The organism is Mangrovimicrobium sediminis (genome assembly GCF_004745945.1).
Lineage (GTDB): Bacteria > Pseudomonadota > Gammaproteobacteria > Pseudomonadales > Halieaceae > Mangrovimicrobium > Mangrovimicrobium sediminis.
Genome location: NZ_SRLE01000011.1, coordinates 136067 through 148328, shown reverse-complemented (window position 1 = coordinate 148328; position 12262 = coordinate 136067). Strand labels below are relative to the sequence as shown.

Sequence of the window (12262 nt, the reverse complement as noted above, 5' to 3'; positions counted from 1 at the left end):
TGATCCTTGGACTTCATGGCTCTTTGTATTACCCCAACTTCCCCAAATAGCATAGCCACCGCTGGTGCGAGACAGGCTAACGGCCCAGTCTAACCCAGGGGTGACTCCATGACGAAATTCCGTAGCATTTGGTCAAATTGTGACCAGAAACGGCGAAGTTCGAGGCATTTTGGTTATTAGTCTCTACGGTCCATCCGCTTTCCTTGCTCCCGTTTCCGACGCAGATAGCCCGCCTTGGTGGATTCCACGTCTTGCAGGTAATCCCGTGCATTTTCGTCATGTTCCGCCAACCGATGGTGCAGCTTGCGGGACATATACATTGCCTCCTTCGACATCCGTTCCCGGTCCCTGCCCCGGGCATAGCGCTTCAACGATTCCAGGGCCTCTTTCACCCAGGCGTTATCGCCCGCCTCAGCTTCGGCCCGCGCGACGATGGCATCCACTCTGGCCCAGTCGCCATCCAGCGCAGCCTGGCGCGCTTCGCGTTGCATCTGCGCCACGCGTATCTCCTGCAGGCGCCCCGCCACCCGCTCATCCTCTGCGATAGCCGCCCAGGCGTCCGGGGCTACCCGCGGCAGGCGCAGGGTGTATGAGCGCGTGTCCGGCTTTTCGGTCACCACGTCGGTGTAGCTGATGAAGGCACGTAGAAGCTCAATGTCTGCATTGCCCTGCGGATTGGGCAGCTCAGCCGGCACAGTCAGCTTGACCAGCGCCCAGGCTTCGCCGTCATATGCGAAATCGGGCATCTGCCAGGTGCTGGCTTCCAGTTCACGATAATCGTTGAGTAGCTCGAATTCGATACCCTCGGGAGCGGATAGCGTCAGCTTGACCTGACGGGCGCACAGGGCGGCCATCAGGGAGAACTCCTCCTGGAAGGGGTCTAGCAGATCTTCCGCTGATTCGCCGTAATAGCTCTGCCCGCCGCCCGCACCGGCGATCTCAACCATCAATTCCTCGTTGAAATGATGGCCCAGGCCATAGGTGGATGTGCTGACGCCGCGCGCCAGGGCAGCGGAGACTTGGGGTACGATCTCGTCCGGCTCCGTGGGGCCGACATTGGCACATCCGTCGGACAACAAAAGCACCCGGGTGAGGTTCTTCTCCGCCGCAAACTCCAGCCCCTGCAGCGCACCAGCCTGCCAGCCGTCGAACAGGGCCGTGCATCCGCCGGAATAGATTCTGTCTATCGCACGCTTGAGCTGACCCTTGTCACTCACCAGCGTCGAAGGCACAACTACATCAACCCGGTTATCGTAGGTGAGCAGGGCCAGGCGATCCCGGCTCTCCAGCTGATCAACGATATAGCCGGCACAACGCTTTGCTTCCTCAAGGGGCCGTCCATCCATTGAGCCGGAACGATCCAGCACTAGGGCAAGGTTCAGGGGAATCCGATCAGCTTCACCGCCCTGAGGGCGCGACGGGGCCTGTGCCCGCACCAGCGCATAGAGCTCGGTGCTGTGGTCCGCCATTACAGCGGAGCGCTGGGGCAGGATGTCGAGTTTGATGTCAGTCATGGTGAACCTCCGCAGTTTCGATGAGCAGTGGCTAGCCCTGCTTATCTGGCGGGGTCAGCGCTGGAGGATTTCAATTCTAGTCACCATAGGCGACGTGTATATTGTGTATACATATACACGTACAGTTTTCGAGCAGGTTACGCCGCCCCCAGGACTCACGTCGGCTGGAATCCTTGGGCCTCTAAACCCTGCATCAGGCGATAGGCGGAGAGGGGCTCATTGACTGCAATCGACGGAGTCGTTGGCGTCAATCCACCACGGGATAACAGGCGTCACCCCAGAGCGTCTCGGGATGATCCATCATCAAATGAATGACGAACGGCACCAGCTTGCCGAGGAAGGCTGTACAGTCGCGCAACTGCTCACGGTTGACGGCGGAATTCCAGGTCGCGCCACCGTGAATGAGTTGATTCCGGAGGGTGTACATGCGAGACAAGACAATGGACAGTACCGCTCCAGTCCGGTGTTCTGTTAGCGCTTTGAAAGCTCCCCGGTTCGCGCGATCAAACTGCGCCTGCCACTCTTCTTCAGCGATATTGCCCCGGTGGTACTCCCAAAACGGCTCGAAGACGTAATGGTTTTTGAGCAACACTCGGATGGAGCCGGGAAATTCATTCCAGATCAATTTGTAGAGGACGTCCTGCGCGTCTAACTCGATCAGTTTGTCGAGGAACTGGCCAAAGGCCTGCTTCTCATACAACCGATCGCCATCACCCAGATCGTTCGCGTAAGCCGCATTGAAGGCGATCCAGAGGAAGATGAAGCGACCGTCATCGTCCTCGCATTGCTCGGCCCGGTCGAGCCAGCTGAGTGCCCGATGGACGCGCATGGTTAGCCCGGGAGGATACGCATCGCGTTCCGCCCGCTGGCGGGTTTTCAACTCAGCATGGGTAAGCTGCATGAATACGCATCCCTGCATGACAAGCCAAGGATTATTTGAAATCTAGCCACTCATAGCAAGGGCTGGCTGCTTTTCGATTATGGATACTTGTGCTTGAACCTGTACCGTACCCCCTTCTTCATGAATCCATAGTTTTTCATTCTCTCAACATCAGCTATGATTTAAGGATGGTCAAACGTGCATCCCAATATCCAGGTTCGCTGGCCCGCGCGGGAGTCATCTTGCAACACGCGGGGGTATTGGTGCTCGGATTAGCATTGGCGATACTCAATACTTTTCGCGAGTTGTTTGCCTCAGTAGAAGTTCGACAAGACGAGGAACGCCGGCTACACGATTCAGACTTGTCGGGTGAGTATAATCACCGCACTGGTCGTCTGGATGCAGGAACCGATCCCTACGGCTGGTACGATGATGATTAGCTTGACCCAGCACTAACGGCGGACACCCCGGCCTACTGCCGCTTTTCCTAACGCACCACCTTGTCTACCAGCATCCTCCCCTGGACGCGCCAATGGTGCCGTCGCATTGTTGATTGATCGACCAACCTGCACCCCCGCCCACGCCATCATCCCGCTCCACAGCAGCGGCAATCCCAGATAGAGACTGGTCGTAATCATATTCAGCAGCATGCGCTTGGCGTCATGTTCGCCGGGGTTGGCGAAGATCTGCAGGAAGACGTTGACGTCCGGATACATCGACAGAATCAAGTTCTGATCCACCCACATGGCCAGGTACCAGAGTACCGTCCAGAATTTGATGGTGAAAATCGCCATGCCTGCGACTACCATCATGGCAATGGAGTAGCGGGATAGGACCACCACCAGGGGCAACAGTGCATAGATACCCAGCAGCATAATGGCCTGGACCATGGGCAGTGACTGCAGCACGGCGGTCATGGTGATGGAAAACAAGGCTGATGCGGTAATTACGCCACCGGCGGCGAGGCCCCCTTTGACGATATTGCCGGCGGTATTGAACAAGCCTGAACTGGAAGTATTGTTGGCAATCAGATCGTTGCTCGACCAGGAAGGCGGAGCGTTGGTAAGCACCGTCTTGGCGACGGCGTCGTTTTGCTGCTCGCTGGCGAGTGTAGGCGCGATGGCGACCACCAAACCGGAGAAGCCTGCGGATGTGGCATCGGCTTCATTGATCAGCTTCTGACTTAGCCCGATCGCAGCATCGTCCCACCACTGATTGCAGTAGGGTTTGCCCCAAGTCGGCGGCGCCGTCAGATCGTACTCTGTGTCCCTGACTGCATTGTAGGCCCAGCCGGTGATTTGGTTGGCTGGGCGCAATGTGTCGTAGAAGCCTGGGGTATCGCGGTAGACGTGGGAGCCCATCCAGTCCGGGTCGTCGGCGCCGTAGGTGGCGAGGATGCCACTGATCGCCGGCGTATTCGGCCGCTCTGCCTGGTACTTGGAGCGGGCCGGGATGTAACACTGGCTGAAAAAGTCACTGACCTCCTGCCGAAGGCGAGGGTCCGCGATGGTGGCCAGGCGGGCTTGCTGCTCAAAGGTGCGCATATCAGCGACCGTTGGCAGGCCTTCGATGATGGCGTGATTCAACCCTGAGCTGAGGGAGATCACGCCGTACCACCAGACGGGAACATTGACGGTTGCTGCTGAACCCGTGAATCCGGCCGTGCCATAAGTACTCTGTGGGGACGCTACCGTTGCAGTCGTCGGTGTTGGGTCCAACAGGGTGGGCGGTGGTGAATGGGACAGGGTTGCCGCGTTGAGGGGTGTGAGCGCAGCTGGCTGCCCGGCGAGCACGACCACCAACAGCGCGATAAACAACTCGATCTCCATCCGTCGTAGCGACAGGCCACTGGCATGGCCGACTTCGCCGCCTTGCGCCGGTTCACGCCAGTTATCGATCAGGATCCCAAGGAAGGGGAGATAGACGATACCGGTACCGACCAGCACGTCCCACAGAATACCGTAGAAGGCCCAGCCAAAGAGTGAAGTAAAAAGTTCCAGATAACTGTCGACGCTCATTTGCTGTTCGTCCCAGCAATGATGTCGAAGAACTTCACGACCATCCCCTGCCCTAGCACCAGCTCAAGTATGATCAGCCAGGTAACTGCCCGCCATCGCAATCCGGTGAGGTACTCAGCCTGGACGGAACTCAGCTTTCCTGACGCAGATAAGCGCTGGACAACGTGGCTCCAGCTGAATGCCACCACGGCGATCACGCCCCAGCGCAGCAGGGTCAACGCCACCCGCCAAGTGTCCATCGTTTGCTGAATCGATTGGATGGACTCGGTTTGCAATCGATGCATCAGTAGATAACCCGCTCCTGCGGTCAGCAGGGCGGCCACGGTGGTGAACAGCAGAAAACCTCTACGTCGTGAGCGGATATTACTGCACACGACCGCCTCGCAAGGGATTGGGATCGAGTGTCGGCACTTCTGGTACCGTCAGTGAACTCTGCCGTTTCGCAGCCGCTCGCTCGAGCAGCGTGGCAACGGTATCCGAGACTACTTCTCGGCGCACCCGGGTTTCGAACAGCAGGTTTTCAATCTCTTTATCGAGCTCAGCGATAGAGTTTTCAGCGTGTTCGCGGGCCACCTCGGTGGCGTAAACTTCCGGTACCTGGCGTCCCGACAAGAGCAGACGGCGGGCATACAGTGCTTTCTCGACCGTACGCGCGATACTGATCTCGGAGACCAGACGCCCCATGATCAGGCTCTGCTCGGAGGCCGGCATCTCACGGATCGCTTCGATCACCTGGCGGGTGATGGCCACACCGGGGGCAGTGATCTGATCGAGATTGGCCAACGTGGGCGGGGTCGCGCCGCTAACCAGGTTCTGGATCTCAGTGGCGACAATGGCCGACTCCTGATAGAGCTTTGGTAGCAGGCCGGTACCGGGAATACTGTCCTTGCGGCAGGTGTCGCAGGTAGTGACGATGTTTTCCCCCACCACATCCACCGTCCAGTCGCGGGCGTCGGCGGGCGAGCCCCATATTTCCGAGAGGCGCGTAGCCGATGCGGCCGGGACCGGACTGGGGTCGGTCACAGCCCGGTTCATATTGATGTTGTAACCGGCTTCGACGATATCCCCGGTGAACTCCAGCACCGGCTGGCCGCTGCCGCCAGCCTGCCCACCTATCCAGGGCACACCGTTGTCGCCATTGGAGGATTCCACCGTGTCTTTGGCGGTGACCGCATCATTGCCGCCAATCCCCATCTGCACCTTCCAGTCATTCCCTTTGGATAAGGTAATCAGATCGGCATAGGGGTTCTTGCCCTGGGCAATCTCGGCCTCCATTTGCTCGCAGGACTTGGTGGCCAGCTGCATGGTTTCTTCGGCCTTGATAAGGGCGTTCTGGAAGAGATCGTAAAGACCCGGATTGGCCCGCTGCAGGATCAGCGCGGGCAAGGCCGCTATAGCGCTCGTGGCGGCAGCGGTCATGGCGTTCATCATATCATCAACGCCGCCACCGATATCGTTCAGGGTGTTGGTCACCGCGGCCACTGGATCGAACTTGCCACAACTATAGCCCAGCCCCAGTTGGGCAGAGCCACCCAAGGTGACAGAAACCACTGCTGGATTCGCCGGTACTGAAACAGGTTCCGCACCACCGATCTCGTAGTACCACAAACCATCTTCAGTCGGCGCCTGTGCGGCGCTCGCGCCATGACCCAACATCAGGAGTGACGGGAGGAGAGATATACAAAGCACAGTGCGTTTGATCATGGTGGGTAGATGATCCAGTTGATGTCGTACAGGAAGAACTGACCCTGCCGTTCACAGCACTGGCAGGGCCGCCAAAGGTTCCAGGCGTAGTCGCCCTCCTCGTCGACGCGTCCACCGCCCCAACCCGCTGCGCTTGCCAGATCGTTGGTGCCAAATACGCTGCAGCTAGCTTCAGCTCGAGGCAGCAGCATCTGCCACTCGCCAGTGCTTGGATCGCCTTCAACCAATGGGCCCGGTGACCAGATTCGCTGGTCCGCGCTGGAGGACGGCGAGATCTGGTCGTAAATGTGCGGTTGACCGCCTCGCGTCACGATATCCCCAGCGCGTTGTGCGTTGATCGCCGCTGCCTTGGGCTCCTCAGCCTGCGTTGTCCAGCCCGTTCTCGGGTACACACCACCCCAGGTCTGGAGCGGCCAGGTGCCAATTTCTCGCAGACCAGGAATCGAGCTGGCGGGGTAGAACATCTCCGGGATCTCCATCCGCCAGGAAAGCGCATCCAGACTGGACATGAAATAAGGGTAGAAGGAGATGGTTTCGGACTCGCACAGGTAACCGGCACCCGCGACAATGTCTGATAGCGCGCTCACTGGATGCCCGATGACATCGGTCTCCCGGAAGATAAGATTGCGGTGGTCCCTGTTGCCCTGCCCGCCTTCCGTTCGATTCCCGGCGCTCTCTATGGGCACGCTAAGCAGGCTGCCGAGCAGCCCCGTGGCGGCAGAATGTTGTGCAGCCCCAAGCAAACTGCGGATCTCTGTCCAGGGGTTGCCGCCGAGATCGTTGTAGCTGCTCACCACCGCATCCGGCTGGTAATGGCCAACCTTGATCGAGGTCTCGACATTGCATTCATAGAGGGAACAGCGCAGCCAAAAGCACATCCCCACCGGCATCCAGCGCATACAACTCAGTGCTGCACTCGCGGTTTGAGACACGATTTCCGTGGTAGTGATGTTTCCAGCATGCCCCATGAGGGAGGTCCACATCAGCAGTATGGATCCGAAACAGCGGAGACTGCGCATCATGGGCGACGCACTCCAGCCCGCCATTCCCGATACAGTTCAGTTGCCGCGACAAGGTCGGTCATGCCGTACACGACAAACTTGCCATCGAAGACAATGGCGGGATGGCCATCAAGGCCATACTGCATCGCCTTGACCAGTCCGGTAGCGGCAGTTTCCAGTTCACCACTGAGCCTGGCATCCACGCGCTGCAGGTGCCGTAGCGCCACCTGCTTTGCGGTGTCGGGATCCGCGGGTAAACCGTTGGAGAGTTCCTGCTGCAGTCGGTCGATACGATCTATCACGTACACGGAGGTAGCATCAGCATCGCTCTGAACTGGGTGGAAGGAATCGGTGAAAACCTCGATCGAACCTGGGAGCTCGCTCGCATCAACCGGCTGATAAAACAGCACGACGAAGCAGGTTGAAAGAAGACGGAGGGCATTACGAGTATTCACCTGCGGTCATCCAGCCTCAGATACCGTTGACAAGGTATTCATGCTGAGGGATTGCCGGCAGGGGGGAAACGACAAACTCTGACCAGAGACGTGGTGGTTTTTGCCCCGCCCTACTCCCGCTTGCGCGATTCCTCGATACGTCTGGCAATCTCGTAAACCGCCTCCAGCTCAGTGCAGTTCTTTTCGCGCATAATGGCCGCACGCTCGGCCTTCTCGTGTTTTTCGGTCATGGCCAGCGCCAGAGACAGGGCCGGCGGGACATTGCGGAACAGGGCTTCGACCTTGTCGGCCAGCACCACGCCTTCCACGTATTTCCCTGGCTCCTTGCGCGCTGAGAGCAGCAGGTTACGCTGCTCATCATTCAGATCCTTGAAGCGGGCGATTTGCTCCACTTCTTCTTTCGGGATCACCAGGCAGAGCCACCACTCCATCATATTGAGCATTTTACGGCTGGCATCCGGGAAGTCCTCCAGGTTCTGGGTGGCGATCCAGAACCAGGCGCCGAGCTTGCGCCACATCTTGGTAATCTTGACCACATAGCGCGCCAGCAGGGGGTTGGTGGTGATGATATGGCCCTCGTCGGTGACCACCAGCGTGGGGCGATCGTCGTGTTGGTGACGTTCCACCAGGTCGTTGATGTGGCTCATCATCGACAAGTAGGCGACAGTGAGCTGATCCTCGTAACCTTCGCGGGCCAGCATGCCCATTTCGAGGATGGTGACATCGGCTTCCGGCCAGGACTGCCCCGGCCGGTTAAAGAAATGCCCCGCCAGCCCCGAGCAGAACAGCGCCATGCCATCGCCCATCTCCAGAGCACGGTTGCGTCGGTGTTCAGGGAGTTCACGATTTGCGGCAATGTCCCGGAAGGCCTCAACGACATCCTGGGTAATCACCTGTGTTCGACTTGTCTCTTTCACCGTTTTCGCGGCGAGGAATATGGCATTACGGATCAATAGCCGGTCTGCTCGGGTCAAGCGGGCATCCTCGCGCTCGTCGCCGCCGGTGATCATGATGCGCGCGGCAATCTCCATTTCACCGAGAATATCCCGGTTGCCGCCCTCGTCCTCCACATCCTCTTCATCCAGTGACGATTCGATAGCCGTATCGTTGACATCCAGGGGGTTGAACGACTGGCGCCGCTCCAGCAGGCGCAGCGCATCGGCGAACGGCGGCAGGCTGACGTCGACGTTGGGATTAAGGGTGATCTGATTGACCGATAGATCGTGGCCGGCAAAGTGCTGCCCCAACAGGGAGAACGAGCCTCCCGCTTCGATGATGAAGACGCGGGGCCGGTGGCGCGCCATCATCTGTTGCAGCAAATACACCAACAGCGCTGACTTCCCCGCCCCGGTCGGCCCCAGAATCAGCATGTGGGCGTTCTTCTTGCGGTCATCCCGGTGCAGCGGGTCAAACACCAGGGGCTCGGCGCCGCGGTTATAGAACACCATGCCCGGATGGCCCGTCCCACGTGAGCGCCCGTAGAACGGCACCAGATTGGCGATATGGCGGGAGAAAATCAGGCGCGACCGGCGCCGTGACTTGTCCAACTCCACGTCAAAGGCCATGGGCAGGTTGCGGATATAACTGTCCAGTGCCAGCAAGTCCGCTTCCTGGGTGATCGGTTGCAGGCCATTGGGCAGAAGCAGCGCATTGAGCCGATTCAAATTGGCTCGCAAGGCTTTGTGATCCTCACCGCGCACGTAGAATGCCAGGTTTACGGGGTAGAGTTTGTTGCCCTGCGCCATCTCCCGCTCGACCTGTTCGGCATCCTCCCGTGTGATGGATGCTTCCGCCGAATCCCCCACCGCGGCGCGCTTGATCTGGGCAATGTGGTTACGGGTCGTGTCCTGGGGTTTGATGGTGATGCTCATGGCCATGACCGTATGCTCGGGCAGCCGGTCAAATAACGAGAATACCTGGTCCCCGGCCTGGCGCTCGGCGGTGAAATGCCCAATATCCGGTGTGCGCCGAAGGCTTTGCACGGTCACGACGGTGTGGGGCATGTTGTCGAACATCCAGCTCGCCGTGGCCTCATCGGAGCGCGGCATCGACAGGGTCAGTTGCTCGGCGAAATCGTACCCGAATGGCAGATTTTCATCCCCGGGATAGGGTGCAATCTGCAGCAGGGTTTGCGGATCACCACAGGCCACGCCCGGTCGGGGATTGAACCAGGGCAGTAGCCACTCATAGAAGGCCTGGCCATCGGCCCGCCTGGCTTTGATGCCCACCGAGGCCAGCGAGGCGATCCATTTGATGGCCACATCATTAAGAGCCTCTTCCATTTCCAGCATCGAAGGGGATTTACCGTTGTTTCTGAGGCGGCGGTAAAGCACCACACGAATGCGGCGTTGCTGTCCCTGCCAGCGAGAGCCAGTCACGGTGGTGTCCTCAAACAAGCCCCCCGCCCTCGAGATCGCCTGCAGGTGGCTGGCCATCACAGATTGGTAATACTGTGAATAGTCGGATGCGCGAACCGCAGGCGGCGGATAGTGTTCCATCAACGCATTGAAACGATGCAGCCGGGGCTCATCCTGCACATAAATCTGTAACACCCAGGGCGCGTCATCCCGCTCAGGGATCGATTCATTGATGGCGATCTGGATCGCATCCCGCAGTTGCGACATAAACACCGGCGTCCTGGCTTCACAGCCGATCGGGGTTACCTCGAACAGCGCGCCCATGCTGATACCATCCTCCAACAAAAAGGCTTTGCTCTCAGGGAAGTATTCCATCCAGGGCAACAGATCGGTGAAGGACGGGGGTCGCTCGTACTGCCGTTTGATCGACGCGCTGGTTAATGGCGCATCATCGCCCTGATCGGATTTCTTCGCTCGCATCGGGCAATCCTGCCTATCTGTCTGGCTGAGTGGGATCGGCGGTCGAAGGTGGCGCTGGGGACACCTCACCCGACACTTCTCCCGGTAATGCGTACTCCACCGTTTCGTAAAATGGAAAGGTGGTGACATACCCCGGTACCGGCGTGCGCTCACGGCCTGACAGGTGGGGAAAGATGTACATCACCAGCGTGGGATTGGGCAGGCGCGGAAAAACGGTGTCGATTTCGTTGGCTGCTTCCCTCACAAAACCGCGGTAGTGCTCGAAGCCGGATTGCGGTAATGGCTGACCACCCATGGCGCGTCGCTGATCGGACCGCTGAACATCGACCATGTGCTGATCGTAGATGGACTTCATGGTCGGGCCGTCCTGTGGCAAAACGGTTTCCTTGGTACCGGCACAGCCGACCGTCAAACCGCTAATCAAGACCAGAAGCGGTGGTAGTCGTCGCTTGTCCGAAGAGAGTCGTTTCATGATGGAGTTTCCTGCCATTGGAATGGAAATCGATGGGAAGTTCGTGGTCGACATGGATCGCCAGCTCGACGCCCGCGGGCACGAAGACCGCATCGAAACTTTGCGCCTGGCGCTCCCACAACCACTTCGCCACTTCGTCGCTGCCCCCGCTCAGGGTTTTGCCCAGGATGTATTGACCTGTCTCACCGGAGACCACGCTGGTGGCATTACCCGAGTCATTGATCAAGGTGGTGGTTTCAGCCTGCGCGGCGGCTTCTCCGGCGGCTTCGAGCGCCATCACGCCAATGCGTTGGGCCAGAAATGCCGGCGCGTTGGTCTTGCGCTCACCGGTGATACAGGGGATGCCTTGCGCATCGGAAATCCAGCCCAGCGGTCGATTGCTGCTTCCACTGGAACCACCTAGCTGATTGCCGCCGCTGGATCTATCATCACTGGAAAGGGTTTGAATGGTGCCGTCCTCGAACACGAAAGTCACCGACTCCAATGTCCCGGTCACACAGGACAACGTCCAGTCACCAACAGCGGTGCCGCTCCAGATCATGCCTTCGACACCCGGGATCCGCAGTCCGTTGGCGGCCAGGTTTTCCTTGCCGGTGATCACTTTGAAGGGCATGGGGTCTCGGACCTGCCCCTGAATTGGTACCCGCCCCACCAGGGCGGTCATGCCGGTGGAACCGATCAGGGTTGCGTTCCGTGGCACGGTATAGACCGGCAACGACGGATTGAGCGCTGCGCCACCTTTGTCCACCAGTGACTGAACTGACGGGCTCGCCTGATCCAGCGCGGTGCGCCCTGTACGGCTGTAGCGGTCGAACAATGATGCCTGGTCACTGTCGGGTGATGATGCAATCTCCAGGGGGCTGATCCACACCAGCGCTTCCAAATCCGGAGTTGCGGATCTCACACCATCCAGGCCGAGTCCGACGGGAATGTCGGAACCTACTGTGGGTGACGGATTGCCCGAGTTACCGTAGCGGCTCGCCAGGGCGTCTACCCTGGCGGTTAATGCCGCGACGGCTGACGTCGAGGCCTGAGGGTCCGTGTCCGCCCGCTTCGAAGCCAGCGATTGCTCCAATCGGGACAGCACATTGTTTTCGATCTGCTTACGGTCTTTGATCAGATCGCGATTTTCCTGTTTCAGCGCGCTGTTATCTCTCCGCAGAGCATTGAGCTCCGAGGTCATGGCGCTGACATTGGCCGTCAAGGTCTTGATCGTGTCGGCCGGTGTATCGGCATCCGGTTTGGGCGCCCGCGGTACCGCATCTAACAGTTGCGGCTGTGCCGCATCGGGTGAGCAGGACTCGATGGCCACCATAGCCGTTAGAAGCAGCACCGAGCCGGCGAGAAGGGGTAATAAGCGGTTGCTGGTGACCATCGACAT

At 59.0% G+C, this 12262-nt stretch carries 11 protein-coding genes; 1 reads left to right on the top strand and 10 read right to left on the bottom strand.

The window, feature by feature from the left end:
- Window positions 1-176 precede the first annotated feature (176 nt).
- Window positions 177-1514, bottom strand: coding sequence for a vWA domain-containing protein (locus E4634_RS15995; protein WP_135445657.1), 1338 nt, complete (start codon window positions 1512-1514; stop codon window positions 177-179).
- A gap of 247 nt (window positions 1515-1761) precedes the next feature.
- A complete protein-coding gene (locus tag E4634_RS15990; protein ID WP_135445656.1) occupies window positions 1762-2415 on the bottom strand; it encodes a HEPN domain-containing protein in 654 nt (217 codons plus the stop codon).
- Between the two features lie 89 nt (window positions 2416-2504).
- Between E4634_RS15990 and E4634_RS15985 the strand changes: the two genes are divergently transcribed.
- Window positions 2505-2834, top strand: coding sequence for a hypothetical protein (locus E4634_RS15985; RefSeq protein WP_135445655.1), 330 nt, complete (start codon window positions 2505-2507; stop codon window positions 2832-2834).
- 12 nt (window positions 2835-2846) lie between these two features.
- Here the strand turns inward: E4634_RS15985 and E4634_RS15980 are convergent, their stop codons facing one another.
- The 8 genes from E4634_RS15980 to E4634_RS15945 form a co-directional block, all read right to left on the bottom strand.
- Complete coding sequence (locus E4634_RS15980; RefSeq protein WP_135445654.1) at window positions 2847-4412, bottom strand: conjugal transfer protein TraG N-terminal domain-containing protein; 1566 nt, start codon at window positions 4410-4412, stop codon at window positions 2847-2849.
- Complete coding sequence (locus E4634_RS15975; RefSeq protein ID WP_135445653.1) at window positions 4409-4735, bottom strand: hypothetical protein; 327 nt, start codon at window positions 4733-4735, stop codon at window positions 4409-4411. The genes E4634_RS15980 and E4634_RS15975 overlap by 4 nt, the downstream gene beginning before the upstream one ends.
- A 40-nt stretch (window positions 4736-4775) precedes the next feature.
- Window positions 4776-6116, bottom strand: a complete 1341-nt coding sequence (locus E4634_RS15970) for an integrating conjugative element protein (RefSeq protein WP_240725217.1) — start codon at window positions 6114-6116, stop codon at window positions 4776-4778.
- Window positions 6113-7138, bottom strand: coding sequence for a TIGR03756 family integrating conjugative element protein (locus E4634_RS15965; RefSeq protein WP_135445652.1), 1026 nt, complete (start codon window positions 7136-7138; stop codon window positions 6113-6115). The genes E4634_RS15970 and E4634_RS15965 overlap by 4 nt, the downstream gene beginning before the upstream one ends.
- Window positions 7135-7572, bottom strand: a complete 438-nt coding sequence (locus E4634_RS15960; RefSeq protein WP_240725216.1) for a TIGR03757 family integrating conjugative element protein — start codon at window positions 7570-7572, stop codon at window positions 7135-7137. The genes E4634_RS15965 and E4634_RS15960 overlap by 4 nt, the downstream gene beginning before the upstream one ends.
- A 110-nt stretch (window positions 7573-7682) precedes the next feature.
- Entirely contained in the window at window positions 7683-10409 is a 2727-nt protein-coding gene (locus tag E4634_RS15955; protein ID WP_135445651.1) for a conjugative transfer ATPase, read from the bottom strand.
- A gap of 13 nt (window positions 10410-10422) precedes the next feature.
- The gene (locus E4634_RS15950) at window positions 10423-10881 is read right to left on the bottom strand and encodes a TIGR03751 family conjugal transfer lipoprotein (protein ID WP_135445650.1); all 459 of its coding nucleotides are present in this window, start codon (window positions 10879-10881) and stop codon (window positions 10423-10425) included.
- Window positions 10826-12262, bottom strand: coding sequence for a TIGR03752 family integrating conjugative element protein (locus E4634_RS15945; RefSeq protein WP_135445649.1), 1437 nt, complete (start codon window positions 12260-12262; stop codon window positions 10826-10828). The genes E4634_RS15950 and E4634_RS15945 overlap by 56 nt, the downstream gene beginning before the upstream one ends.

Coding starts and splice junctions, on each gene's coding strand:
- E4634_RS15955 (WP_135445651.1), bottom strand. CDS start 10,409: ATGCGAGCGAAGAAATCCGATCAGGGCGATGATGCGCCATTAACCAGC.
- E4634_RS15980 (WP_135445654.1), bottom strand. CDS start 4,412: ATGAGCGTCGACAGTTATCTGGAACTTTTTACTTCACTCTTTGGCTGG.
- E4634_RS15950 (WP_135445650.1), bottom strand. CDS start 10,881: ATGAAACGACTCTCTTCGGACAAGCGACGACTACCACCGCTTCTGGTC.
- E4634_RS15945 (WP_135445649.1), bottom strand. CDS start 12,262: ATGTCGATGGTCACCAGCAACCGCTTATTACCCCTTCTCGCCGGCTCG.
- E4634_RS15965 (WP_135445652.1), bottom strand. CDS start 7,138: ATGATGCGCAGTCTCCGCTGTTTCGGATCCATACTGCTGATGTGGACC.
- E4634_RS15970 (WP_240725217.1), bottom strand. CDS start 6,116: ATGATCAAACGCACTGTGCTTTGTATATCTCTCCTCCCGTCACTCCTG.
- E4634_RS15990 (WP_135445656.1), bottom strand. CDS start 2,415: ATGCAGCTTACCCATGCTGAGTTGAAAACCCGCCAGCGGGCGGAACGC.
- E4634_RS15995 (WP_135445657.1), bottom strand. CDS start 1,514: ATGACTGACATCAAACTCGACATCCTGCCCCAGCGCTCCGCTGTAATG.